This window comes from Calditrichia bacterium, assembly GCA_020634975.1.
Classification (GTDB): domain Bacteria; phylum Calditrichota; class Calditrichia; order RBG-13-44-9; family J075; genus JACKAQ01.
Window position 1 is genome coordinate 3,483,021 of record JACKAQ010000001.1, and the last position, 26,326, is coordinate 3,509,346.

General features: G+C 47.4%; 21 protein-coding genes. All 21 read left to right on the forward strand.

Translation table 11 applies throughout. The annotated features are described in order from the left end of the window. Positions 1 to 27: 27 nt before the first annotated feature. Complete coding sequence (locus tag H6629_13995) at positions 28 to 1,950, forward strand: ABC transporter ATP-binding protein (protein MCB9068907.1); 1,923 nt, start codon at positions 28 to 30, stop codon at positions 1,948 to 1,950. Beyond that, a complete protein-coding gene (locus H6629_14000) occupies positions 1,950 to 3,839 on the forward strand; it encodes an ABC transporter ATP-binding protein (protein ID MCB9068908.1) in 1,890 nt (629 codons plus the stop codon). Before H6629_13995 ends, H6629_14000 begins: the two co-directional genes overlap by 1 nt. A 137-nt stretch (positions 3,840 to 3,976) precedes the next feature. Continuing rightward, a complete protein-coding gene (locus tag H6629_14005; protein MCB9068909.1) occupies positions 3,977 to 5,350 on the forward strand; it encodes an aminoglycoside phosphotransferase family protein in 1,374 nt (457 codons plus the stop codon). A gap of 31 nt (positions 5,351 to 5,381) precedes the next feature. Further along, a complete protein-coding gene (locus tag H6629_14010) occupies positions 5,382 to 6,875 on the forward strand; it encodes a hypothetical protein (protein MCB9068910.1) in 1,494 nt (497 codons plus the stop codon). Between the two features lie 71 nt (positions 6,876 to 6,946). Beyond that, complete coding sequence (locus H6629_14015) at positions 6,947 to 8,275, forward strand: glycosyltransferase family 4 protein (GenBank protein MCB9068911.1); 1,329 nt, start codon at positions 6,947 to 6,949, stop codon at positions 8,273 to 8,275. Positions 8,276 to 8,346: 71 nt separating this feature from the next. Then, positions 8,347 to 9,540, forward strand: a complete 1,194-nt coding sequence (locus tag H6629_14020) for a glycosyltransferase family 4 protein (protein MCB9068912.1) — start codon at positions 8,347 to 8,349, stop codon at positions 9,538 to 9,540. Positions 9,541 to 9,595: 55 nt separating this feature from the next. After that, complete coding sequence (locus tag H6629_14025; protein MCB9068913.1) at positions 9,596 to 11,725, forward strand: hypothetical protein; 2,130 nt, start codon at positions 9,596 to 9,598, stop codon at positions 11,723 to 11,725. A gap of 125 nt (positions 11,726 to 11,850) precedes the next feature. After that, positions 11,851 to 12,576 carry a response regulator transcription factor gene (locus H6629_14030; protein ID MCB9068914.1) on the forward strand — a complete coding sequence of 242 codons (726 nt, stop codon included), beginning with the start codon at positions 11,851 to 11,853 and terminating at the stop codon, positions 12,574 to 12,576. Between the two features lie 202 nt (positions 12,577 to 12,778). Continuing rightward, positions 12,779 to 13,879 (forward strand): hypothetical protein, encoded by a 1,101-nt coding sequence (locus H6629_14035; protein MCB9068915.1) that lies wholly within the window; start codon positions 12,779 to 12,781, stop codon positions 13,877 to 13,879. Between the two features lie 135 nt (positions 13,880 to 14,014). Further along, the gene (locus tag H6629_14040; protein MCB9068916.1) at positions 14,015 to 15,499 is read left to right on the forward strand and encodes an RtcB family protein; all 1,485 of its coding nucleotides are present in this window, start codon (positions 14,015 to 14,017) and stop codon (positions 15,497 to 15,499) included. A gap of 218 nt (positions 15,500 to 15,717) precedes the next feature. Further along, on the forward strand, positions 15,718 to 16,110 hold the full coding sequence (locus H6629_14045; GenBank protein MCB9068917.1) for a hypothetical protein: 393 nt from the start codon (positions 15,718 to 15,720) through the stop codon (positions 16,108 to 16,110). Positions 16,111 to 16,223: 113 nt separating this feature from the next. Next, positions 16,224 to 16,523, forward strand: coding sequence for a hypothetical protein (locus H6629_14050; protein MCB9068918.1), 300 nt, complete (start codon positions 16,224 to 16,226; stop codon positions 16,521 to 16,523). Positions 16,524 to 16,871: 348 nt separating this feature from the next. Next, positions 16,872 to 17,099: a hypothetical protein gene (locus tag H6629_14055; GenBank protein MCB9068919.1), complete on the forward strand. Its 228-nt coding sequence runs from the start codon at positions 16,872 to 16,874 to the stop codon at positions 17,097 to 17,099. 311 nt (positions 17,100 to 17,410) lie between these two features. Beyond that, the gene (locus tag H6629_14060) at positions 17,411 to 17,989 is read left to right on the forward strand and encodes a hypothetical protein (protein MCB9068920.1); all 579 of its coding nucleotides are present in this window, start codon (positions 17,411 to 17,413) and stop codon (positions 17,987 to 17,989) included. Positions 17,990 to 18,109: 120 nt separating this feature from the next. Continuing rightward, a complete protein-coding gene (locus H6629_14065; protein MCB9068921.1) occupies positions 18,110 to 19,621 on the forward strand; it encodes a TolC family protein in 1,512 nt (503 codons plus the stop codon). Positions 19,622 to 19,873: 252 nt separating this feature from the next. Continuing rightward, a complete protein-coding gene (locus tag H6629_14070; protein MCB9068922.1) occupies positions 19,874 to 21,067 on the forward strand; it encodes an efflux RND transporter periplasmic adaptor subunit in 1,194 nt (397 codons plus the stop codon). A gap of 59 nt (positions 21,068 to 21,126) precedes the next feature. Beyond that, positions 21,127 to 21,837: an ABC transporter ATP-binding protein gene (locus tag H6629_14075; protein MCB9068923.1), complete on the forward strand. Its 711-nt coding sequence runs from the start codon at positions 21,127 to 21,129 to the stop codon at positions 21,835 to 21,837. 37 nt (positions 21,838 to 21,874) lie between these two features. Further along, positions 21,875 to 23,110 (forward strand): ABC transporter permease, encoded by a 1,236-nt coding sequence (locus H6629_14080; GenBank protein ID MCB9068924.1) that lies wholly within the window; start codon positions 21,875 to 21,877, stop codon positions 23,108 to 23,110. A 49-nt stretch (positions 23,111 to 23,159) separates the two neighbouring features. Beyond that, entirely contained in the window at positions 23,160 to 24,341 is a 1,182-nt protein-coding gene (locus H6629_14085; protein ID MCB9068925.1) for a hypothetical protein, read from the forward strand. Positions 24,342 to 24,474: 133 nt separating this feature from the next. Further along, on the forward strand, positions 24,475 to 24,660 hold the full coding sequence (locus H6629_14090; GenBank protein ID MCB9068926.1) for a hypothetical protein: 186 nt from the start codon (positions 24,475 to 24,477) through the stop codon (positions 24,658 to 24,660). Between the two features lie 300 nt (positions 24,661 to 24,960). Further along, positions 24,961 to 26,307: a PorV/PorQ family protein gene (locus tag H6629_14095; protein ID MCB9068927.1), complete on the forward strand. Its 1,347-nt coding sequence runs from the start codon at positions 24,961 to 24,963 to the stop codon at positions 26,305 to 26,307. Positions 26,308 to 26,326 lie beyond the last annotated feature (19 nt).

Below are 26,326 nucleotides of genomic sequence, written 5' to 3' on the forward strand. Positions count from 1 at the left end.
TGTGATTACATACGGAGGATGCCTTAGTTGAAGTTTTTTGAAGATTTGTCCATGCTGCGAAAAATGGGCAAAAAAAAGGAAAAAAACAAGATCGATTCCCGGGTGTTCTTTCGGGTGTACCGGGTGTTCGGTCGTCACTATAAGCCGTACATAAAAGTGTTGGTCAGTAGTTATATGTGCCTGTTTTTGTCAATCGGGATGGCGGTTTTGGAACCTTGGCCGCTCAAAATTATTCTCGATTACATTATTTTGGGCGAACCGATGCCAGCGATGCTTAGTTTTCTGGAACCGATAGTGCTCATCGAACCCAAACTGTTGCTGGCGTTTATGGCGTTGATGATTATTGTGCTCGCAACGCTCGGATCGATATTTTCGTACATCAACAAATTTTGGGTGTCCAGCACCGGCGATCGCATAAATGCGGATATTCGCGAACGCACATTCGCTCAATTGCAGAGATTATCGCTATCGTTTCACGACTCATCGCGGAGCGGAAATCTCATATATTTGCTCACGTCCGACAACGACCGGATGAAAAATTTGCTCATCAAATTTCCGCAGGATTTTTCGCAATATTTATTTACCTACCTCGGCTATTCCATCATGCTGATGTTGCTGGACTGGAAGCTGGCGCTCATCGCGCTGTGCACCACGCCGCTGCTGGCGATTTTTACATTCATGTTTGGCAACGGAATGAAAAAAGCGATGTCCCGCCGCCGCAAAGTGGAAGGCGAAGTGGCGTCGATTATTCAGGAAAATATGTCCTCGATGATGCTGGTGCAGGCGTACGGTCGCGAAAGCAGCGAATTTTCCCGCTTCGAAGAACAAAATCGCGCCAGCCTGAAAGAGAAACTAAAATTTTTGAAAATATTCAAATCGTATTCGCGCGTATCGGATTTTATGATTGTCGCGGCGATTGCCGGTGTCCTCTATTTTGGCGGCGTGTATGCGCTCGGCGGTGTTATTTTGCCGGGAACGTTGGTGGTTTTTGTGGCTTATCTGCAACAAATGAACGGCGTTATCGAAAAGCTCAGCGAAGTATTTATGGATTTATCCAAATCGCTGCCCTCCGGTGAACGCATGCTGGAACTTGTTGAAAATGATGATGTTGTGGCAGATGATACAAATGCCCAAACAGCGCCGGCGGTTCGCGGTGATGTCACTTTCGACAACGTCGGGTTTGCTTACCGGAACGGAAAACCGGTGCTGCAAAACCTCAGTTTCGATGTAAAAGCCGGGCAAACCGTTGCCCTCGTCGGGCACAGCGGTGCGGGAAAATCGACGATAATCAGCCTCATTTTGCGATTCTACGATCCGCAAACCGGGCAAATCCGCATCGACGGACAGGATATTCGCAGCTTCACGATCCGCTCATTGCGCGATCAAATCACCATTCTGATGCAGGATGTCAAATTGTTCCGCATGTCCGTCCGCGAGAATATTGCTTTCGGGAAACCGGATGCCACCGAAGCGGAAATTATCCACGCTGCCAAACTGGCGGAAGCACACGATTTTATCATGAAAATGCCCAACGGGTACGATACAGTTATCGACGAAGGGGGCGACAATTTATCCGGCGGTCAGCGCCAGCGCATCAACATTGCCCGGGCAATTATCCGCAATAAACCGATTGTCATTTTGGATGAGCCGCACACCGGATTAGATGCCAAAACTGAATATCTGGTTAACCAGGCCATCGAGCATTTGACTGAAGGTAAAACCGCGTTTATCATTGCACACAAGTTGCACAATATTATTCGCGCAGACAGCATTTTGTTGTTGGAAAAAGGGTTGCTCGCCAAACAAGGTACCCATCAGGAATTGATGGAAAACAGCCCCGAATACCGGGAATTTTACGAACTGCAGTTTATTTCCGGCAGCGCAGAATCCTCAGACAAAAAAGAAAAGAAAAACAAAAAAGATAAAAAAGAGAAGGCGTTAAAGGTTTAATGGCAGGGAAACAGAAAAATAAATCAGGGAAGTCCGAATCCGGATTTAACTACCGCACACTGATCCAGATTTACAAATCGTTCAGTAATATTTACCGACATCACTGGAAGTTGCTGCTCGTTTCGTACACCGGACTGATTTCCAGAATTCTGGTTGCGTTGCTGTTGCCGTGGCCGATCAAATTGATTCTCGATTACGTTATTCTCAAAGCGCCATTGCCGCCGGAAGCACAATTTTTGGTGCCGTACATCGGCAGCGATCTGATCACATTATTGCTTTTTCTGGTGGTCAGCTATGTGGTGTTGCGCGTCATTCAAATGATGGTTTCATACATGCATAAGGTTGGTTTGCTGACCGTCGGCGAAAAAATGACCGCAGAAATCCGCGAAAAAATATTCCGGCGATTGCAGTCGCTGTCGCTGTCATTCCACGGAAAAAAGAGCTCGTCCGATCTGCTGTATCGATTGACATCGGACATCACCAAATTGCAAACCGTTCTGGTCATTTTTCCCGATACGATTATTCACCGTTTTCTGGTGATTTTTTCTCATTTGGGCATCATGTTTTATTACAATTGGAAACTGGCACTGCTGGCATCGGTGATTATCCCGGTGATCTATATTTACAACCGGATTTACGGCTCAAATGTGGAAGATGCCGTTGAAGAAAAACGTAAAAAAGAGAGCGATGTCAGCGAAGTGATTTCCGAAAACGTTTCCGCGATGGCGCTGATTCAGGCATACGGACGGCAGGACGACCAGCACACCCGTTTTTCTGAATTGAACCGCGCAGGGCTGGAACATGAGATTGAAGCGATGCGCCTGTCCAAAATTTTCCAGCGATTGAACGATATTATCATGGCGTTGGGAATGGCAATTGTTGTGGCTTACGGCGGATGGCTGGTTTTAGACGGTGTGCTGCTGCCGGGAACGCTGGTGTTGTTTACCTATTATGTGAGAAATTTGTATCGACCAATCCGCAAATTGGCGGAAATGATTCTGGAAATCGGCAAAGCGCAGGTTTCCGGTCGGCGATTGCTGGAATTATTTAACGCCCATCAGGAAATTGCCGACGCGCCAAATGCGTTGGAAGCGCCGCCATTCAGCGGACGAATGGCGTTCGAAAACGTCACTTTCGGTTACGACACCAATAAAATTGTGCTCAACAATTTGTCTTTCACCGTGGAACCGGGCGAAACGATAGCGTTGGTCGGGCACAGTGGCGCCGGAAAATCGACCATTATTAATTTGCTGATGCGTTTTTACGATCCCCAAACCGGGCGAATTACTGCTGATAATCACGATATTAAATCATTGAAAATAAAAAGCTTACGCGACCAAATCACCATTTTGATGCAGGAAGCGCAATTGTTTTACAAATCTGTTGCGGAAAATATCGCATTTGGAAAAGAAGGCGCGACCACCGAAGAAATTATCCGCGCAGCGAAACTGGCACAGGCGCACGATTTCATCGAAAATATGCCCAACGGTTACGAAACGATGATTGAGGAAGGCGGCGAAAATTTGTCCGGCGGTCAGAAGCAGCGCATCAACATTGCCCGTGCGATGATCCGCAATACGCCGATTTTGATTCTCGATGAACCGACCACCGCGTTGGATGCCAAATCGGAATCGCTGGTTCACGACGCGATAAATGTGCTCACCCGGGGCAAAACCACTTTTGTGATTGCCCACAAATTGTCCACCATTCGCGACGCAGACAAAATTTTGGTGCTCGACAAAGGGCAAATGGTTGGATTGGGCAAACACGATGAATTGCTGGAAAATTGCGAACCCTATCGCCAACTGTGTCGCTGGCAATTCGGTATGGGCATCGATACCGCACCGGAGCTTTCGGGTATCGCCGAAACAGCGCCGCTAAAGCCGTAAAGATAATATTTACAATGGTTGATCGCCAGATTTGATGGTCATTCCTGCGGAGGCAGGAATCTCATCGAGTGATATTTAAGTGATTTCGAAAACAGTTTAACTATCAACATCAACGTATTTGGATTGCTATTTGAAAAATGGTTAGAATTGCAAAACTACCCGCAGATAAAAAATTTCCTCAACTGGGATTGTTGACGGATATGAATGCCGCCAGGCGTTTTTTCCAGATACGATTGCCGGCATTCGAAAGTGGCCAACTGGAAATTACCTACATAAAAATGTTGCGGTACCGCTATCTGCCCGGGCAAAACGCCTGGATTTGTTACGAAATGCAAATCACCGATCACGGCACCGGTGAAAAGGGAAAACAGATATTTTTCGGATATCTCGATTTGGCAAACGAGGCGTACCAAATGTATCGCCGGGCGTTGGAGCGTCCGCTGCTTACGCCAAAATATGGGCCTGGATTGTATTTTTTCCCCGATTTCGATATGGTTATGTGGGGCTTTCCCAATGATCCCAAATTACCCAGATTGCAGCGCATGCTCGATGAATCGACTTTTCGGAAAGTAATGCACGAATATCGCGAGCAGTTTCACATTCCGGCTGAGTTATCCGTTGACACCCTGAAAATCAAAATTGTCAAATACGTGCCGCAAACCCGTTGCACTTTGCGATACGATTACACGCTGTCGGACGGCAGCCATCACCGGATGTATGGCAAAATTTTTGGTCGGCGGGTCAATGCCGGGATTATTTACAACACCACGAAATCGCTGTGGGATTCAGAAATGAGTCGCCGCCGGCAGGTGTTGGTGCCGGAACCGCTGCTGTTTGTTCCCGAATGGAACGCCCTTTTTATGAGCGATTTGCAAGGAATAAACATGGACGAACGGCTGGACGAAATCGATCTCGAAAAAATTTGCGCGGAAACCGGCGCCATTTTGGCGGGCATGCAGCAGGTGGACATTGGTGGATTGACCGAACGTTCCGATCGCCAAACCATGTTTCAGGTGGTAAAATCGCAGGATACACTCAGCAAATTTGATGCGCGATTCACCACCCGAGTTGATGCGATTACTGAAAAATTATTGGCGCAAATGCCGACATTGCCGCAGTTACCGGAGCGACCGATTCATGGTGCGTTCCGGCTCTCGCAAGTGTTGCTGGTCGAACAGCAGCTTGCGCTCATCGATTTCGACGCATTTCTGAATGGAAATCCCGTTTACGATGTTGCCAGTTTTGTGGCGCATTTGATGTATCTGCCGCTGCGCGACAAAATTACCGAACCGCAGGCGATGCGGGCGATCAACGCTTTTTGCGACGCCTATCGCGAAAATGCACCGTGGGGATTACCGGCGGATGTGTTGCACTGGCAAGTTGCCGCGCTGCTGATGGGCAAACAGGCCAAAAAATGCATCAAAATGGCGAAGAAAAATTATGACGAAATGATCGACCAACTGTTGGAAATGTCCGAAAAAGTGCTCGATGAAAAAATCAAATTGATTTGATCCTAATTTTAATAATTACAGGGATTTGATGTTGGAAAAATTACCTCTTGGACGTCCGGAAATTGTGGTAGAAAACGGAAAGCAAACAACGGTTGCCCATTCGCTGAAATTGAAATCGGCGCATATTGACGACCGGTTGCTGCCGCTGTTGCCAACAGCAATGGATGCAGAGCAAATGCGCCAGCGGTTGGCGGAACATTTTCGCGAGCACCTGCCAAATTTCGAATTTAAGTTGAGCGAATGTCACATTCGGCAAGTGTATTATCACCCGGAAAAACAATGCGGGGTCAACTACCGTCTGGTGTTCGACAATGGTAACGGCACCGTGTTTCATGAATGGTTGTACGGGCTGATGATTCCGCAAGGCAGCGCAACCGGACGGTTCGAGCGGGCGGCAAAGCGCGTCAAAACATCGCGGGTGGTGCAGCCGTTTTTGCAGGATTTTCCGCCAGTCAGCCAGTTGGATGATTTGCAAATGATACTGTGGCTGTTCCCGCACGATCCCAAAATGAAACGCATGCCGGACGCAGTTGACCCGGGTTTTATGAAATCGCAAATTAACGAACATGCGGCGCTATTGCTCGATTTGCCGGAAGCTGAAGCCCGCAACTGGCGTTGCGACGAATTCTCGTTCGATCGCATCAAACACATGCCCGGCAAACGCTGCGTGCTCCGCTATCGCTGTCTGTTCGAAAGTGAATCCGGCGAAAAACGCCCGCTTACGTTTTTCCACAAAATGTATAGCGACAGCCACAGCCGGCTGTATTTCCAACTGCTGGATGCCGCGTACGAACAGTTGACCCATCGCAGCGGCGCTGTGGAAATCCCGCGTCCGTTGCGTTATCTGGAAGGCTACAATACGTTTTGGCAAGTCGATTGGGGCGGCACATCGCTGGTGGATATCTTTCGCAATTACGACAGAAAAGCGCTTTTTCCCAAACTGGCGGGCATTTTGGCGAATTTCCACAAACAGGCAATCCCCGAATTACCGGAAGGGCCGACTATCGAAAAAATGCTCAACATCGCCACGGAAGATGCCACGGTGCTGACCCATTATTTGCCGGAATACAATAATTTGACCGCCACCATTTTGTATTATCTGAACAATTCCGGGGTGAAATGGACAGGAGCGGACATCCCGAAAACACCGACGCACGGTGCCTGCCGTCTGGAGCAAATGCTCATCCGCGACACCGGCGAGATTGCGCTGGTCGATTTCGATGCATTTGCCAACGCCGATCCGCTGTCCGATGTTGCGGAATTCATGATTTCGCTGCAAATGTTGGGATTTTCGAGCAATATTCCGCATGACGAACTCCGCGATGCGGCCAATATTTTCTTCGACAGTTATGCCGCGCAAGTGCCGTGGGAGTGCCCAAAAAACCGGCTGGCGTGGTACGCACTGACATTTCTGATCACCAAAATTTTATCACCGGTGAAACATTACGACGTCACCGCGATTCGCGAGATGCGCAAAGAAGTCGTGGACGTTGCCCGGCGCTGGCTGGGCCATTTGAAAATGTAGCGGCGTTTCACGAAACGCCGTAGAAAACATTACCGCGACACAATATTGAAAACAACGATAAAGGAATATCAATGAACATTGCATACATCACCACCGATTTTGGTGTGCCGGTATTTGGCTACAAAGGCGCGTCCATCCACGTTCGGGAGATGGTGCGGGCGATGCGCCGGGAAGGGCACAACGTCCACATTATTTCGCCGGCGATGCACCGTGGCAAAGATGACGAGAAAAACAGCAATTTTGGTGAAGAAGGCATCGACGCAACTGCGGCGTACGAAATCGTAATTCCGCCGCCGGAAGCGGAATTGCCGGACGATCCGCAGTTGGGTAAACTCACCTGCGTTTCCGTGCTGCCGACGCCGTTGCATGTGTCGATCATCCGCGAATTGCGGCAGGTGGACAAACTGCTGGAAGCCGATACGCGGCTCCGCCACGAAATTCGTAACTTGTTGTATAATAAAGCGTTATACGATGCGATTGACGGCTATCTCGCTGCGGAAAACATCGATTTTGTGTACGAACGATACGCGCTGTTCAGCATGACCGGTATTCGCCTCGCGCGAAATCTGGGCGTGTCGCACGTGCTGGAAGTGAACGCGCCGCTGGCTTTCGAGCAGGAGCGCATGCGCGGTTTGGAAATGAAACATTTTGCACTCCAAATGGAAAAACAGATTTTCCAGTCGACCGATCGGGTGCTGGTGGTTTCAGATGAACTGGGTGAATTTGTGAAAAGTTGCGGCGTTAATTCCGATCAAATCGAAGTTGTGCCAAACGCGGTCGATCCGGCGCGTTTTGACATCCCGGAAAACGGGGATAGCGTTCGCGAAACATTGGGATTGCAGGACAAAACCGTTGCCGGATTTGTCGGGAGCCTGAAAAACTGGCACGGCACGGAAACGCTGTTGCGAGCCTTTTTGCAGGTGCACACGGATCTGCCCGATCTGCATCTGCTGATCGTCGGGGACGGACCGGAGCGCGAAAATCTGGAAAAACTGGCGGCACATTCGGGCATCAGTCAACGGGTAACCTTCACCGGAAAAGTCACTTACGGCGAAATTCCGCGCTATCTCGCGGCAATGGATATCGCCGCAGCGCCGTATATTCCGCACGACAATTTCTATTTTTCGCCGATCAAAATTTTTGAATACATGGCAATGGGCATCGCAACGATCGGCGCGAAAATCGGGCAAGTGAAATCGATCGTGCATCACGGCGAAACCGGGATGCTCTTCGAACCCGGGAACGTGAACCAACTGGTGCATTTGCTCACCACACTCACCACCGATACCCGGTTGCGCGAACGGCTCGGCAAAAACGCCAAAACCTGGGTGTTAAAAGAACGCACCTGGCAAAACAACGCCCGAAAAGTGGTTGGCATTGTGAAATCGCTGAAAGCCTGATTTAGTACATCAATCGAAATATTCATGGGAGGCAGGCTGGTTTAACTGCCTGAAAAATAGAGGTTTATCAAATGACAAAAACATGCATTGTAACCGGACAATATCCGCCGCAACTGGGTGGTGTGGGGCATTCCGCCCATCGTGTGGCAAATATGCTGGCGGATCGCGGAATGAACGTTAGCGTTGTGGCATTCCAGAAACATGCCGAACCGCTGCCGTTTGACGAAAGCTACACATCCACACAGGAAGGCAATGTGCTGGTTCACCGGGTAAAAGTGTATAATCCGGGTCCGGATAGCGGCAAAAATGAGCTGGAAATTCTCACCCGTTACAATCGGGAAATGTTCGACGCGCTCAATTTTTTCCAATCAAAATATAATTACGATGTGCTGCACGGCTTTTTTCTCTATCCAGCAGCGTATATTGCCGGAATGGTCGGGAAAATGCACGGCAAAAAGGTGATTGCCTCGGTGCGCGGCAACGATATCGGCAAATATGTGTTCGATCCCATCCGCATGCCTCTGGTCAAATCCGCGATGGAAAACGCCGATTTTATCACCTCTGTCGCAACCAGTTTACTGGATTTGGGCGACCGCGCCATAACGCCTATTTCGGACAAAGCGAAAACCATTCTCAATTCCATCAATTTTGAGCATCTCTCGCCCAAAAAACGTCCGAATTTGCCGCTCAACGGGCTGGTGATTGGCTCGATGGGATTGTTTCGCTACAAAAAAGGGATGGTGTATTTGTGCAAGGCGCTCGGCGAATTAAAACACAAATATGAATTTACTTTGCTGCTCGCCGGTGATTATTTTAAAGAAGAAGACCGCGAGCCGCATCTGCAGTATTTCCGGGAGAACGGGCTGGAAGATCGTGTGATCGTCACCGGCCGGATTCCCCATCAGGAAATTGCGGATTATTTGCAGCTCTTTGACATTATGGTTTTTCCTTCGCTTTTTTCCGAAGGTTGCCCGCTATCGATGCTGGAAGGTATGGCGATGAAAAAAGCAGTTATCGGCAGCACAACCGGTGCCATTCCGGAGATCATCCGGCATCGCGAAAACGGTATTTTGGTGCCGCCTGCGTCGTCGGATGACATCAAATCTGCGCTTGTTGAGTTGATCGAAAATCCCGGATTGCGCCGCCAACTCGGCGAAAATGCGGGGCTTCGCATCGACGAATTATCGCAGGAACGCGAGCACGACGAATGGCTGGGCGTGTATCGGCGGGTGTTGCAGCACACAGAAGTGCTGGTGACAACCTGAACAGGTATCAATCGTAATAATGTATTTTACAGTTGTAACAGGAAAACTATTGTAAATGGTAAAACTGTCCTGGCAGTGGAAATTTGCGTTGTTGCTGATCGGGCTGATCGTCATTCCCGGCATTATGCTGGCGTATTTCAGTGTTCAGGCGATCGAATCCGAACGAGTGGCGTACGAACAGCGCATCCGCGAAAGTTATTTGCGGCTGGCGCGATTCGCAGAAGACGAATTTTACGATCAGTTTGAAGTGCTCAGCGATCGCTGGATACAGCAATTGCGCCCGACCATTTTTGTCGATGCCGATCCGGCGGAACAGCAGCAATTGTTGATTCAGATGATCGCGGAAGATCCGCTGGTGGATGCCGCATTTCTCGTGCAAAGTGATGGCGATGTGGTTTTTCCAAAATCGCTGCATCCGGGTGCGGTGCGGCTGAACGCGCCGGAAGCCGAATCGCTGTCTGATCTCGATGAATGGCTACAGAAATTCCGCCGGTTGTCCGAGCTTGCAGAGGAGTTTGAGTTCAACCGCAGCATGCCGGATTCCGCGCTGGCGATTTTCCACAAAATTGAGCAGGATTTCCCCGTGCCGCGTTTGCGTGCCATCGCGCTCAGCGAAATTTCACGCATTCACCTGTATCGCGCGGAGTGGAAAAGCGCGTACGAAACCTCGCAACGGCTCATCCGGCGCTACCCGCAAGCCCGGGATCTGAACAATTTGCATCTGCGTTTTTACGCAAAATTTGTGTGTGTTAACACGTTGGAAAATATGCAGTTGATGGACGAGGCAATGCCGGCGCTGCTCGATTTGTATCAGGATTTGCTGGACAACTCCGACGAGGTGAATCGCGTGCAGTACGAGTTTTTTCTCGAACGCATTCAACAGAATTTCAAAAAGCTGATCGGCGCGTATACGCCGGATGAGCAGGCACATTTCCGGTCAATTTACCAAAATTTGCAGGAGCGAAAAAAGAAGAGCATCGGGGAAACCTACATTGTTGAAAAACTGTATCAGCGCCTCAACAAAGCCATTTTGAAACGCAATAATTATCGCCCCAAATTTAAATATTTTTCCGATTTTGCGGTAGAACAACCCTACCTCGTTGCCTATTTACTGATGAGCGAAAATGAAAATTTCATCGTTCGCGGGGCGTTGGGACTGGAAATCAATCTGGCGCATTTGCGCGAGCAATTGTTTCCGCAAATTCTTAGCCTCGGCGATTTTCCGAGCGATGTCACCATCGGCATTCTCGATCAGGAAGGCAGTTTTGTGCTTGGCGATGCGGAAAAAATTATCAGCCGTCCGGCGGCGGTGCAACAGATGCGCGATCCGTTGGATTTTTGGCAACTGGCGCTGTATCCGACGTTGGAAAATCCCTTGCTCAGCGGCGGCGATCAGTGGTTGTATCTCAAATTATGGGGTATTTTTGCGCTGTGGCTGGCAATGATGATTGGTGCCGGTGTGATCGTTTATAATTTGCGGAAACAGCAGCGGCTTTCGATGCAGAAAACAACCTTTGTTTCGTCGATCACCCATGAATTGCGCACGCCGCTAACGTCCATCAAAATGTTCAGCGAATTTTTATCGAAAAATGCGCAACTGCAGGATGATCCGGAGGCCAAAAAATACCTGCGCATCATCCGAACGGAAAGCGACCGGCTGTCGCGATTGGTCGATAACGTGCTGGATTTCGCCCGTTTTGAGCGCGGCGATAAACAATATCAACTCGAATACGAGGAGCCCGAAGCGATTATCCGTTCGGTTGTCGATACGTTCAATTATCAATCGGATGTGAGCGGTATCGAAATTCAATTGGAATTGCCGGCGGAATTGCCGGAAGTGCTGGTGGATCGCAACGCCATCAGTCAGGCGCTGATCAATTTGATCGGTAACGCCATCAAATATTCGCCGGACAAAAAACCGGTGACAGTTCGGGCATCCCAAAACGGCAAATATGTGAATATCGATGTGCAGGATCGCGGGATCGGCATCAAGCGGCAGCATCTCAAAAAAATATTTGATGATTACTATCGCGCCAACGATAAAGCTGCCGCGAACATCGCCGGAACCGGTTTGGGATTGCCGCTGGTGAAGCGCATCGCGGAAGCACACCACGGCGCTGTTACGGTGGAAAGCAGCTACGGTGAAGGTTCGGTTTTCACGCTAAAATTGCCGATTTCCGAATAAATTATTTTTCTTTCAAAAAAAAATCTGTTTTCGAATGTGATGCAGGTGGTTTTTCTACCCCTTTTTTTGATTATAAATCATTTTATTATTCGCACTTACAATTTGAAAAAGATAATGCGGGTGCCATGTCAAAAATTTTATTGATCGAAGACAACGACGCCGTGCGGCTCGGTCTGGAAAAAACATTTTCAGAAGAAAATTTTCAGGTGTTGTGCGCGAACACCGGCGAGATCGGGCTGGATAAAGCGGAGCGCGATTTGCCGGACATGATTGTTTTGGACATTATGTTGCCGGGAATGAGCGGTTTCGAAGTGCTCAAAAAATTGCGTGACCGGCGCATCACCATTCCGTTGATGCTGCTCACCGCCCGCGATGACGATATGGATAAAATTCTCGGGCTGGAACTTGGCGCGGATGATTATGTGACCAAACCCTTCAATCCGCGCGAAGTTGTTGCGCGGGTGAAAGCGCTGTTGCGGCGGGTGGAGTATCAGCAAAAAGATGAAAATTCGGACGGACCATCACTGAAATCATTCGATTTTGGAGATGTTGCGGTGGATTTCGAGCGCCACGTTGTCCGCAAAGCGGGCGATGACGTTTCGCTGACCCATCGCGAATTCCGGCTGCTGGAATATTTTATCGAAAATCGTGGCAAGCTGATCACCCGCGACAAATTGCTGGAAGATGTGTGGGAATACGACGCATACGATACATCGTATGTTACCACCCGAACGGTGGACAACCACATTTTGCGGCTGCGTAAAAAACTGGAGGATGAGCCGGATCATCCCCGGCACATCCAAACCATTCGCGGTTATGGCTATAAATTTGTTGTTGATGCAGAAAATTAAGAAAATAATTTTTTGGCAGTTTACTATTTTCAGACAGAAAAAATCGGAGACGCCTGCTCCAAAGTAACGCTTTTGCGCATACGAATGAGTGAAAAATGAACAGTTGTTTCTGCGAAGGCAAGAATCTCCGAATGATCAAACAAATTTTATTCAACTTCAGAAAATTTAATGACTTAACGGATTAACACCGGAGGTAAATCCATTGTCCGATTCAGTTTTTTCGGTTCAGGTTCGCTGGCACGATGTGGTGGTTGAGGTCAACTGCAACCATGCGCCAATCATCAATCATATTCGCGAACACGTTCGCCCGCTGGTTGTGGCGGAAGCCGTTTCGCGTCCGCAAATTTCGGTTAATGTCAATTGGCGGGAAGCCAAAAACAGCGCGGAAGAATACCCGTTGCTGGCGCTGGCGGAGAATCGCGGTGCGCACAAAATTGGCAAACGCCTGTTTCGCATCGATGGAAAATTGCTATGGACAGACATCATCCGCACCAAAAATATGGTCACTTTGCTGGAAATGGATGACGAGCAACTGCGGATTACTTATGATCATTATTTCGAGTTGCCCGAAAAAAAGCTGCAACGCAACCCGAATTATCGCTATGAAAAATACTTCAGCTTACTGAAATATTTCCTCTATTTCCCAATGATCTGGTATAATGAGCAGTTTCGCGGGCGATATGTGATGCATGCTTCCGGCGTTTCGCTGAACGGCAACGGTGTAGTGCTCGGTGGCGTTGGAGGTGTAGGAAAAACAACTACTTGCATCGGATTGTTGACGCAGGAAAATACCCGATTGCTATCGGAAAATCTTGTGTTCTTCGATGCGAACAAGCTGTATCAGCTTTACGAACCGATCCGGCTGGATGACAATTCCGTTGCGCTGCTCGGCGACCGGAAAGACGCGGTGTATCCCACAGATTTTCCCGAAGGCACCCGCGCCAAACAGATGTTCCACGTTCACGAAAATTTGCTGGCGGAATCCTGTCCGGCAGCAGCGGTTATTTTGCCGGAGTTTAGCAACAGCAGCGGATCGTTCCCGGTTTCTGCGGAGCTGGCGGTCCGGCGGCTGGAAAATTACAACCAGCTCACCCGTGAAGTGAATGATTATTACTGGTACGCAGCGACGCTCAATTTGCTGGATTCGGCAAATTCGCTGGTCACAGCGGAGCGCATCCGCACGTTGCAGGAATTGCTGCGCAATGTTCCGGCGTTTCAATTGAATATCGATCGCGCCAACGGCGTGCCGCCGGTTGTGGCGGAAATCGCTAATTTGGCGCAACACAGCGCTGTTTTGCAATAAAGAAAAGGAAAAGGGTAAAGGATAAAGGATAAAAATTACGTTTGAAATTTTCAGAATCCAGACCCCTGAATCAGTTCGCACAATTTAATGTTTTTTACAGATTTACCCTCAACGGATGAGAGCGAGGATGTTTTAATGGATACCATGCAATTGCCAAAAACAACAGCAAAAATAGTTAACTACCACAACGGGGCGGGTGTGCCGGTCCATTTTTATCTGGATGATAATTTGATGCCCGACGAACGCGCGCTGCAACCATTGGAAACCCTCAGCGCGGTGCCGGAAGTGAACGAATATTTGGTTGCGCTGCCGGATTTGCACTACAAAAGCCGCAACATTGTGCCCACCGGATTGGTTACGGTTTCGAAAAATCACATCATTCCGTTTGCGGTAGACAAAGGGATTAACTGCGGAATGCGGATTATTAGCCTGCCATTTAGTGCGGAAGATTTCCCGCAATCGAAAATGGATGCATTTTACGAAAAAGTGATGGCGCGCGTACCTGCCAAAAAGCATGAAAAATCCGTGCTCAAAAACGAGGAAGTGATTGCGGCGTTGCTGAACGGCGCCGATTGGGCGTTGCGCTATTTCGGGTTGCCGGAGGAAGATTTGCTGAATTACGAAAAACGCGGCAACCTTTTCCGGGAAAATCCGGCAACACCGGATGACATCGAATGGGCGATTCCCAAAAGCGTGCTCAAAAAAGGACGGCGTGGTTTCGGGGTGCTCGGCGGCGGCAACCACTTTCTGGAAATACAAAAAATTATCGATGTGCTGAACCCACAAATCGCTGAAAAACTTGGACTTGCGAAGGACCAACTGGTGCTGATGCTGCACACCGGAACCGGCGGCATGTGCGGTTCCACCATGCGTTTTTTTAATCAGGTATTCAAAGAAGACGATGAGGACAAACTTGCTGAAAAAGAGCAGGAAAAAGCCGAGTTGCACGATTTTGAACCGGCAGATCCCTATCGCCAAAAATGGTTTGAGGCGCCGCATTTGTACGGTATTCCGGCGGATTCGCCATCGGCGCGCCATTTTTTAACGGCGGTTTCGGCGGTTGCCAACTTTGGTTTTGTCAATCGCACAGCGATTACCTACCACATTCAGGAATCGCTGCGGGAGGTTTTTGGTGATAAACAGATGCGCGCCAAACTCATGTTCGATAGCTCGCACGTCACCGTTCAGCAGGAAGATCACGTAAACGGCAGATTTTGGGTGCACCGCAACGGCGCAAACTGGGCGGCACCGGCAAGTTATATGAGCGATCATCCGTTGTATTCGCAAACAGGGCAACCGATTCCGGTTCCCGGATCGATGGGTTCGGACAGCTACATTGCCGTGGCTTCCGAAGGCGCACACCACACATTTTGCTCCACCAATCACGGTGCGGGCAGATTGCTGGACAAGCCGGAAGCCGGTACCGCATTCGGCGAAGCGCAGGTGCTGGAACAAATGCAATCTCGTGGCATACGGCTGTATCGCTACGGCAACAGCGATGTTACGGAGCAGGCACCGGGCGCATTCAAAAATATCGATAATGTGCTGAATGTGATGGAGCAATTCGACATCGCCAAAGGCGTTGTAAAAGTTCGTCCGTTGGCAACCCTCAAAGGCTGATGCCGTTGGGTCAAATCCCGCAACGGGTTGGGTAATTCGCCCCAATTTCAATATTCATTTGCGATTGAAATCCAATTTTACGGCAGTGTGTTTGTGTAAAACAAATCGCTGCCGTTTTTTATTGTTTTTATACATCCTACTGTTTTATAACAATTTACGCCTGCAATTTTTTCAATCGAAAATTTCTAATCCAACATTTCCTTTTTTAAATTCAAATTATGGCATGTCGTTTGATCAATCTAAAAACATATTCATGGTGGAAAAGGGAAAGTAAGGTCAACGGGATGACAGATAACAACAGAACGAAAGATTTGGAACAAATACAACAGGCTGCAATAGATTATTTCAAACTGTTTTTGCAAGATTGGGTTGAGGAAAAACAGTTGAATTTTGAAGATCAGGAGAAGTTGCTCGATACGCTGGTAGATTCTTTTATTTTTATTTCAAACAATATTGGTCAACAGAAAAAAGAGCAATCGAGTTCGATTCAAAATTGTCTAAACCATTTGCGGGACTATTTAAGCACTCGCAAAGGAGCGGAAAGCGCATTGAATGATAACGAAAGCAGGATTGCAGCGGAAAACGTCATTTTTCAATCACAGGGTTTGTAAGTCGTGTGTTTTACCAACTTTTTTGGAGATTCAACCAATTTGTAAAAAAGCTTTCGCGGGAGTTGGAAGCCAAGGTTTTGCCAGAAAAGAACTATCGGGTTAGGAATAGGAAGATGAAGCAAGTCAAAGAAGACATGAAGAATGCGTTGATTGAGGCCGCTGTTTTGAAATATTTTCGGGCGTATGTTACGGAATGGGCAATTTTACGCGGACTAGACGCAATGGACCAGAAAGCGCTGCTCAACATTTTGCACGATTCCTACTTTGCAATTGAGAAAGCCGTTGAAAATTTCGAAGAAACCGGGAACAAGCCAACAGTTGAGCACTTCAGAAATACGCTGGAAAAGTTTGACCGGCACCTCAACGAGATGTATCCGCTGCAGATGTTCCGGTTTTTAGGAAACCCAAATTAAGAAGAACTCCATAACATCCACATATCCCCTTCACACGTGCGCAGGCTTCGGCTTGCGCATTTTTTTTGGCCCTTTAGTTGCATTTAAAATAAGTGCAGATTATTTCTGTAAAACATCGACGATCGCGTAAATTAAGTATTTACAAAGACCTTTGACATATTTTAATCCCAAAAACCCTTGCCACAAACAACATAATTGTGCAAAAAAGTGGCACTTTTACGAAAATAGCAGAAAAATAAAAGCATCGAAAAAAAGTTAAATGTTACATGCTTTTTACATAATTGAAATATAATAGTTGCAATAGGACAGTATCTTACCCACAGAATTTAAAACGAAGAGGAAGTGACCATGATGCTCGAAATGCAAAACATCGAAACCAAAGAACAAATCGTCACCGCAGCAATGCAAAAATACTTCCGGCTGTTTGTGAAAGATTGGGCGGAACGTCATCAACTAAACGGAATTGCTCAGGACGAACTGTTGACACTGTTCCAGGACGCCTTCTTTTTTACAGATACATTGTTGGAAGATGACGAAGCAGAAGAATATCTCGAAGATGATCTGATGATTAACTAATCTCGTTTTCCAGAAAAATAATGAATATATCCGTTTGCGGAGAGCCATCCGGAAACGGTAAAAAATTACGCCATAGGGCGCTCTTCAACCTGTCACCATTTTATAAAAAAGCTCCGTTTTTCGGGGCTTTTTTTATTGCCTGCCGGTAGATTCAAATGTATCCATCGTCACAAATTGCGTTTGTTACATGTTGTTTACATTGCGATGATATTGTTGATACCATGCCTCCCGATATTAGCTTCGTAAGTTTTACAAATACAGAAAACAGTTCTCAGATAATTATTCGACATGCTTAAACGAAGGAGCAGTTTATGAAAAAGACAGCAATTCTGTCAATTGTATTTTTAATGATTATGGCAATGGCTCAGTCTGCGTTTGCCCAAAAACAAATGGATACGGCAAAATATCAGAAATTCCTGAGCAAACTGAAAGTTGGCGAATGGGTTGAACTGGAAGGCGTAGTGCAGCCGGATTTTACCGTTTTGCTACAGGAAATCGAAGTGGTTTACGGTGAAGTGGAAGAAGATGATTGGGAAATTAACGGCAAAATCAGCCGGGTTGATCCGGAAAAGAAAAACGCATTTATGCTGATGTTGCCCATCCATTTTGATAATAATGTTGAATACGAAGACAAATTCGACGTCATCAAATCGTTTTCGGATATTAAACAGGGAATGATCGTCGAGATCGAAGGTTCCTATTTGCAGGACGGCACTTTTTTGGCCAACGAAATCGGGCAAATTGAAGTGAAAAAAGATGAAGAGAGAAATGAAATTGAATGGACCGGTAAAATTCAGGAAATTGATATCAAAAACCTGACCATTACCGTACTCGGACACACGATGATTTTTAACGCTGAAACGAAACTCAAAACCGTGATGTTCGACTGATAACCGTAGCAAGAACAACTGTTTATCAACGGAAATACACAATGTGTTTCCGTTGAGTTCCCCTCAGACTTATTACTATTAAATCTATCCATTCATCGATTTTTTGAGTGAATTTCAAATATGGCCAGACAACAGTTACTACCATTATTCATTTGTTTATCCTTTTTCGCGGCGATAACCGGAACGCTTATTGCGCAGGACAGCGATTTTGAACGTGAAGCCGGAATCGTTTCCGCATACAGTAGCAAAACAATCACGCTGAACAAATCAACCATCGATACATTGCTGAACAGCCCGTTAACATTGGACGACTGTGTGGCAATTTCTTTGAAAAACAATTTGCTGTTACAAATTGACCGGCTGGAGTATAACCGCGTTTATTTTGATACATATGGCAGCAAACAAAATTATTATCCTGAAATCGGGCTTTCTGCTGAGCGCAATCTGGAAACGGAAATCGACTCCCTTGGCAATGACAGCGCAGAAACCACCAGTGACCAGCTGGATTTATCGCTAATTCAAAAAATGCCGATGGGTGGCTCAATTTCTTTCTCGCATCAACTGGCGCGCAGTACGGACAATGTTGGCCGCGGCAGCGATGAACCGGGAAAATTATGGACCATCGCGTTTAGCCAACCTTTGTTGCAAGGGTTTGGTTACGATTTGGCATACAGCGATGTCAAACAGGCCGATCTCGGATTCCAAATCGAGCAATACCGGTTGAAAAGTGCTATTCTGGAAACGATATTTTCGGTGAAAGAAGCATATTTCAACGTATTGCGACTCAACAAACTGGTTGCTTCAACCGAGGCTGCAATCGAAAGGGACAATCAGCTGATCCGCATTTCGGAAGCCAAAGTGGAAGCAAAACTGGCAACCCGCCGGGACATTTTGAGTGCGGAAATTATTTTGCAACAGGATTATGCGGAGCTTGTTCAAAACCAGGCGGATTTGCAAAATGCCTACGATGAGTTAAAAAATACAATGGGTGTCGCTTTTGAAAAAGAGATTCAATTGGCACTCAACGTTTTGGAATACCGACCCATACCCATCGATGAAACATACTGGTTGGAAGTTGCACAGAAAAACAACACGGATATTCAATTGGTAGAAGCCACTCTTCAGCTAAACGCATTTCAATCCAAAATTGCCAAAAACAGCCGGTTGCCTAATCTGGCTATCGAGGGAAGTTTATCACGACTGTATGATGGCGACCCACAGGACAATCGCAACCGCGATTTGACCGGGAGAGTTGTGTTATCGTATCCGCTGTTTAATTTTGGCGCACGTGCGGAATATCAGCAATCGGTAATTGCCGAGCGCCAAACCGAACGGGTTTTGGAAAATACCCGCCGCGTAACACTGTTGAACGTCCGTTCTGCAATCCGCAATTTGCGAAACGGCAACGAACGCCTAAAAATTTTGCTAAAAAGTATTGATGCAGCGAGAGAAAAAGTGGTTTTTGCGACCTCCATGTTTAATATGGGGCGCGCATCAAACCAGGATATAACCGATGCTCAGGAAGACTTGCTGGATGCCGAAGTGGACTATGCCGAGGAGCTTTCCAGTTATTATATTGAACAAGCACGGTTGGAGCAGTTATTGGGCGGTTTTAACATTTCGAACCAATAAAAATTTGATATTTTAATAAGGATTGCCGTATAATTTAAACACAGGGTAGGTGTCATGAGTGGCAAAAGCGATTCTCCGGACCGCCGGACAACAATTTCGATTTTTTCAAATATTCCCGAAACAACAGTAACAACCAAAACGGAAACAGTACCTGAATCTGAAATAATTGACGAGCCCAAAATCGAACCCAAGGTTCAACCTGTTCCAGAGAAGGTCGGCAATGTTCCAAAAAACAAAGGTAATGCAAAGAATATGGATGGTAAATTCAAATTCAAATTAAATAAGTTTCACATCATTATTGGTGTGCTGGTTTTTTCCGCAATTGCATGGGCGATTATTGCGATGAATAGCGAAAGCCGGTTTCGCAATGCGTTGACATCGGAAGTGCGCAAAGGCGACCTGACGGTTGTTGTCAGCGAGGTTGGGGAATTGGTTGCGCAGGATCAGGCAACCATCAGCGCCATCAACGATAAACAAATTCTCTTTCTCGCAGAGGAAGGCTCGTATGTTCACGAAGGCGATACGGTGGTTATTCTGGAATCCCAAAAATATGTGATTTCCAGCGATGAAGCCAATTCATCGGTACGGGTTGCCCAGGCTGAATACGAAAAAGCCCAAAACGAGCTGGAAGCCCAGCGCGCGAAAGAAGAAGCCGCGAAGAAAAATTACGAAACGCTGCCTGAACTGGCCAAAAAAGGATTTGTGGTGGAAAGCGAAGTGGAGCAAGCCCGGCTGGAATATCTGGAAATGCAATCCACAACCCGATCGCTGGAATCGGTTGTGCAAGCACGCCAGGCAGATGTGGACCGGGCACGCAGCAACTTCCGTAACCAGGTTCGCAAGCTTGAGGAATCGTATATTCTTGCCCCACGTGAAGGCGTGGTGGTGTATGCCAGCTACGGTAGCGGTGCAGCTTCCAGAAAAGTGGAAGTGGGGATGGTGCCCTTCGAAGGGATGGACCTGATGTATCTGCCTGATGTGTCCACAATGCAGGTGAAATCCGAACTGAACGAAGTCGATTTGGATAAAGTGCGCATCGACCAGCCGGTGGAAATCCGGTTGGATGCATTCCCGGATACATCGTTTACCGGACGGGTAAAAAATATTGGAACGCTGGCACGCCGCAAAGTGAATCCGGCAACGGGTAAAACCACCGGCACAAAAGTGTTCGATCTGCTCGTGCAGGTGGATGGCAGCGATGTCCGGCTGAAACCGGGACTCAGCGCTTCCATCAACATTATTGTCAGCAAACAAAAAGATGTGGTTTATATTCCGATCGAAAGTGTGTTCACCACAGATAAAAACCGCAAATTTGTGTATATGAAAGAAGGCAACGATATTGAACGCCGAATGATCGAAACGGGTGTCAGCAACGACCTTTATGTGGAAGTGAAAAATGGATTGGAAGAAGATGACATTGTATTGCTGGATATCCCACAGGAATAACCGGATTGTGTCGCACTAATTTTTGAATACAATTACATCTTCGATAAAGGTAGAATCTTATGGACGTTTTGATCAGAGCCCGCGGACTTAAACGCACGTATTACCGCGCTTTGGTGGAGGTAAATGCGCTCAAAGGTGTGGATCTGGATATCCGCAAAGGCGAATTTGTCGCGATTATGGGCCCCTCTGGTTCGGGAAAATCGACGCTTATGAACCTGCTCGGCTGTCTGGACAAACCCACCGGCGGCGAATATAAATTTGACGATGTCGAAATCGCCAAGCTGGATGATCGCGAATTATCCCAGTTTCGCAACCAGCGGGTTGGCTTCATTTTTCAGTCTTTCAACCTGATCCCGCAATTGACCATCGAACAAAATGTGGAACTTCCGCTTATTTATTCCGGCATTTCCCGCATCGAACGTCGCAATCGCGCTACTGAACAATTGAAACAGGTAAAATTGGGACATCGCCTCGGGCATCATCCCAACGAGCTTTCCGGCGGCGAAAATCAGCGGGTGGCAACCGCCCGTGCATTGGTTGTGAATCCCGATATCATTTTGGCAGACGAACCCACCGGAAACCTGGATACCAAAACCGGCGAAGAAATAATGCAGCTGATTTCCGGGTTACACAAAAAAGGCGTTACCATCATTTTGGTTACACACGATGTTTGGGTTGCCAACTGGGCAGATCGCATCATTCAAATGAAGGATGGGCTGATCCAACAGGAATTCCGTGAAAAAATTACCGCGGATATGCTGCAACTCTAATTTTTACCTATCACAAACTTAATAGAAACAGAATTTTATGGAATATCGTGAATATTTAGAAATGGGATTTGACAGCATTCGGCAGCACAAAATGCGTTCGCTGTTAACCATGCTGGGCGTTATTTTTGGCGTATCTGCGGTCATCGCCATGATGTCCATCGCCGGCGGTGCCCGAAAAGCCGCACTGGATCAGATAAAACTGTTGGGCACAAACAACATTCGCATTCAGCACCTCTCGTTAACCGAGGAACAGCAGCAGGAAGCTGAATACAAAGGCTCTGCCGGACTCAGCCTAAACGATGCGGATATGATTCGGAAAGTAGTGCCGGGGGTATCGGCTGCCGCACCGCTCAAAATGATGGATAGCCAGGTGTATTTTGCCGATCGCGAAACCAGCGGACGGATTGTTGGCACCTCCTCGAATTACGATATGATCACCAATTTTTTCCCTGCCGAAGGACGATTTATTTCTGATCTGGATGTTGTGGACGCCAAAAAAATATGTGTTTTGGGTGGCGATGTTGCCCGCGAATTGTTCAAATTGACCAACCCGCTCGGGCAGCAAATCCGAATCGAAGATACCTGGTACACCGTCGTGGGCGTGATGGAAAGTAAAAACATCCGGTTGGATAAAAATGCAGCCATCAAAGTGCGCAATTTCAACCGCGATATTTATTTACCGATAACCACCGTTTTCAGCCGCACACTTTCCTCCGATTTATACGAACAGGTTGATGAAATAGCCGTGCAAGTTAACGATCAGGATTTGGTTGTGCCGGCGTCGCGCATTATCGATCGCCTGTTGCTGCGCAATCACAACCAGGTAAAGGATTTCGAAATTGTCATCCCCCGGGAATTATTGGAACAAGCCCAGAAAACCCAGCAAATTTTTAACATCGTGATGGGCGCGATTGCAGCAATTTCGTTGTTGGTGGGTGGCATCGGAATTATGAATATCATGCTGGCAACCGTTACCGAGCGCATCAAAGAGATCGGTATTCGTCGGGCGATCGGCGCATCAGAACGCGATATCATGATCCAGTTTCTCAACGAAACGGTATTTATCAGCGTGTCTGGCGGTATTATCGGGATCATTTTGGGCGCGTTAATGGCGCAAGTTATCACCCTTTATGCGGAATGGGACACCGTGATTTCGTTAACTGCGGTGTTTTGGGCGTTCGTTATTTCTGTTGGCATCGGCATCGTTTTTGGACTTTATCCCGCCCAAAAAGCCGCACGGATGGACCCTATTCAGGCGTTGCGTACGGAATAACTATAATCATAAAAAACAATAGCTTAGTGTTTATTCAAGGAAGATATACATGACCATTTCGCGAAAGTTTTCGTTCTTTTTGTTGACACTCTTTTTTTGGGCCGGATGCAGTGGCACCAAAAAAATCAGTCAACTGGAAGTTGCTCCTCGCCAACCTCAGGCAACACGAATCGATGAAAATTCGCAGGATATCAATCCATATTGGGAAGAAATCCACAACTGGAATAAACCGGGTTTGGATATGCCATCTGCCGGCGAAGATGCTGCCATCGTTTTCGATCATATCGGCAACCGGCTGGTACTGTTTGGGGGAAAAACCGATCAGGATGAGGTGCTGAACGAAACCTGGTTCTATTTTCCGGAAACCCATGTTTGGAAACAGCTAACGGAATCGAAGCTTTCTCCGCCGACCCGCGAAGACCATGTGCTGATATTTGATCCTGTCCGAAACGCTATAATTATGCATGGCGGAGAAGATGGCGATACCAGTAACGATATATGGGAACTGGATTTAGCTACTCTGCAGTGGCACATCAAATCCGATACCTCCAGTCCACCGATGGAGAATCACGAAGCTGTTTACGCCCGCTCCCATTTTGGCGCCTATTTTTTTGGTGGGCGAAATAAGGTCAAAAAAAGCATGAACGATTTGTGGTTCCTGAATCTCGATCCGAATTCGGATGCCTATTATACCTGGAAAAAAATTGAATCGGAAGGCAGTAAAATTCCCGATTCGCGGGAAGATTTCAGCATGATGTTTGACGAAGTGGAAAATCGGCTGTTGATTTTTGGTGGATGGAATCGCATCGCCAAAGAATTCACAACGGACACCTGGGAATTTCGGTTCGACAAAAACAAATGGCGGGAGATCAAACATAAATCCAAAGCATTTTACCCACCGCACCGACGACACGCCGGCTCTGCCTTCGATGAAAAAAATCGCATATGGATTATTTTTGGCGGGCAAGGCATCGGCGGTCCGTTAAACGATACCTGGGGGTTTGATTTGGCAACCGACAAATGGGAGAATCTTACGCCCGGCCCGCCACCGCGCATCGACCACAGCTTAATATACGATCCGGTTTCCGGCGAAGTATTCCTGTTTGGTGGCGATCGCGCAATCCCGATGGACAGCCGTAAACTTCACGATTTGTGGAAACTGAAATTGAGAGATCACCAAACCGAAAAAACGCCCAAATCTTTCATCACTTTGCCGGATTCTGTCCGCTAAATTTATCAGAACTGTCAATGTGGATAAACGACAATTTATCCACACCCTAACATTTCCCTAAAGCTAATTTGAAAAACTTCCGATATTTTATGGTACATTATTTAATGAACACATGAATTATCAGGAGTACACCATGGAACGGCCCGAATTTCTCTCGGATGAGATCCTCAATTTGCTGGAAAATATGCAGCGACAGTCATCGGAAAATATGTTCGATAGCATTTCCCAATTATTGAATTTATATCCGGATTTGAGCGCATTTGAAGCCCAGCAAGTGCTGTTGTATTGGCAATATGCCAGCAGCCCGGCTATTGTTTAGTCGCAGATTATCAGTTTTACTGACGCAACTATCAGGCACATTATTTGGACCAAACAATGTGCCTTTCGCCAAAAAATACGTATTCCGCCGAATTTTTTTATCTCCCCAATTACAAATCAACTTGTAAAATTACTGCACAAGCGACACAGTCCACCCGTTTTAGTTATGGGTGCTTCATTCTTGCCGCGTTTTGTAACTATCTGATTTTACGATGTTTAGATCTTCATTTTTCTGCTATTTCCAAAGTTGGCAATGCATTTGCATAATTATACATCGGAAGTTAAGAGAAGGAGGAAAACAATGGACGTGCAAAAAATACGTCGACAGGGATGGTTGATACTATTAGCAACGTTGCTGAGTTTCAGCCCTGTTTTTACCCAAAACAACACCGGCGCCCAGTTTTTGCAAATGGAAATCGGCAGCCGTGCGCAGGCTCTTGGCGGAGCGTATACCGCAATGGGAAATTCGGCAAACGGGTTGTATTACAATCCCGGCGGAATGGCGTTTTCCACAGACCGGGAGCTGATGTTGTATCACGCGCAGTGGTTTTCGGATATCACAATAGAAAACGTTACGCTCGTGTTGCCCATGAATGGCAAGTTGACCCTTGCCTCCGGTATTTCTTTTTTACGAATGCCGGATATGCAGCGCTACGATGTTGATCCGCTGACCGGCGATCCTGTTGAAGATGGAAATTTCAACGCATATAACCTGCTGTTTACCAGTGGTTTAAGTATGAAATTCAGTGAGAATTTTGCATTTGGTTTCAATGTGAAATTTTTGCAGGAAGCGTTGGAATCTGTTCGGGCAAACGGTTTTGCGGCGGATGTTGGTGTGCAGATGCGCCTTTACGACCGGCGATTACAATTGGGTTTTGCGGCGCAAAACCTCGGTCCGGCGATCACATATGAATCGCAAAATTCTGCACTGCCGCAAACATTCCGGGCGGGAATGGCGTATCGCATCGGATTTCCGGGCAGCCTGCTGGCGGTGGATGTTGTGAAAATAAAGGATCAGCCAGTACGCGTTCGTCCGGGTGTTGAATTTAATATTGGCGAACGGCTGTGGCTACGCAGTGGTTATCAGGCATCTGCCAGTGAAGGTAACGGCTTAACCGCCGGATTCGGCATCAAATTGATCGAAGATCACCAAATTAACTACTCGTATGCGCCATACGGCGATTTGGGCGATACCCACCGCGCAGAGGTTGTTCTAAATCTCGGAACGCCGGACGCGCTCCAATACAGCCAGCAGGTAAACGCCGTCCGCACGACCAGCGCCAATCGCGCCAAATCGACCATCAATAACGATGCTGCGCAAGCTTCGCTCGAGCTGTTGTCCGAATCCGGTCAAGTGCTGGCCAGGCAGCCGCTAACAGCGCCGTATAGTTTGGAATTGCAAGACATTGGCGATAACAAAATGAAGCTCGTCTGGCAAGAACATCCCGATCCGGCGGCGCGCTATCATCTGTATGCCCGCCCTGTTGGCAGTGAAAACTGGGTTCGCGTTTCCCGGGAACCGATCGTCAGCAACTATCAGTTGTTCACCCAAAAGCGCGATGATTTGCATTTGTTCCTCGCCGTTACCGTTGTGGTTGGGGAGGAGGAAAGCCCAAAATCGATCCCAATTGAATTCAAAACCCGTTGATTTTACTGCTTTAAAATCT

What these genes read in the sequence shown, in the direction of transcription:
- H6629_14025 (MCB9068913.1), top strand. Translation starts at nt 9,596, where the DNA reads ATGGTAAAACTGTCCTGGCAGTGGAAATTTGCGTTGTTGCTGATCGGG.
- H6629_14040 (MCB9068916.1), top strand. Translation starts at nt 14,015, where the DNA reads ATGGATACCATGCAATTGCCAAAAACAACAGCAAAAATAGTTAACTAC.
- H6629_14085 (MCB9068925.1), top strand. Translation starts at nt 23,160, where the DNA reads ATGACCATTTCGCGAAAGTTTTCGTTCTTTTTGTTGACACTCTTTTTT.
- H6629_14030 (MCB9068914.1), top strand. Translation starts at nt 11,851, where the DNA reads ATGTCAAAAATTTTATTGATCGAAGACAACGACGCCGTGCGGCTCGGT.
- H6629_14020 (MCB9068912.1), top strand. Translation starts at nt 8,347, where the DNA reads ATGACAAAAACATGCATTGTAACCGGACAATATCCGCCGCAACTGGGT.
- H6629_14000 (MCB9068908.1), top strand. Translation starts at nt 1,950, where the DNA reads ATGGCAGGGAAACAGAAAAATAAATCAGGGAAGTCCGAATCCGGATTT.
- H6629_14095 (MCB9068927.1), top strand. Translation starts at nt 24,961, where the DNA reads ATGGACGTGCAAAAAATACGTCGACAGGGATGGTTGATACTATTAGCA.
- H6629_14015 (MCB9068911.1), top strand. Translation starts at nt 6,947, where the DNA reads ATGAACATTGCATACATCACCACCGATTTTGGTGTGCCGGTATTTGGC.
- H6629_14070 (MCB9068922.1), top strand. Translation starts at nt 19,874, where the DNA reads ATGGATGGTAAATTCAAATTCAAATTAAATAAGTTTCACATCATTATT.
- H6629_14060 (MCB9068920.1), top strand. Translation starts at nt 17,411, where the DNA reads ATGAAAAAGACAGCAATTCTGTCAATTGTATTTTTAATGATTATGGCA.
- H6629_14005 (MCB9068909.1), top strand. Translation starts at nt 3,977, where the DNA reads ATGGTTAGAATTGCAAAACTACCCGCAGATAAAAAATTTCCTCAACTG.
- H6629_14050 (MCB9068918.1), top strand. Translation starts at nt 16,224, where the DNA reads ATGAAGCAAGTCAAAGAAGACATGAAGAATGCGTTGATTGAGGCCGCT.
- H6629_14045 (MCB9068917.1), top strand. Translation starts at nt 15,718, where the DNA reads ATGGCATGTCGTTTGATCAATCTAAAAACATATTCATGGTGGAAAAGG.
- H6629_14080 (MCB9068924.1), top strand. Translation starts at nt 21,875, where the DNA reads ATGGAATATCGTGAATATTTAGAAATGGGATTTGACAGCATTCGGCAG.
- H6629_14075 (MCB9068923.1), top strand. Translation starts at nt 21,127, where the DNA reads ATGGACGTTTTGATCAGAGCCCGCGGACTTAAACGCACGTATTACCGC.
- H6629_14055 (MCB9068919.1), top strand. Translation starts at nt 16,872, where the DNA reads ATGATGCTCGAAATGCAAAACATCGAAACCAAAGAACAAATCGTCACC.
- H6629_14090 (MCB9068926.1), top strand. Translation starts at nt 24,475, where the DNA reads ATGGAACGGCCCGAATTTCTCTCGGATGAGATCCTCAATTTGCTGGAA.
- H6629_14065 (MCB9068921.1), top strand. Translation starts at nt 18,110, where the DNA reads ATGGCCAGACAACAGTTACTACCATTATTCATTTGTTTATCCTTTTTC.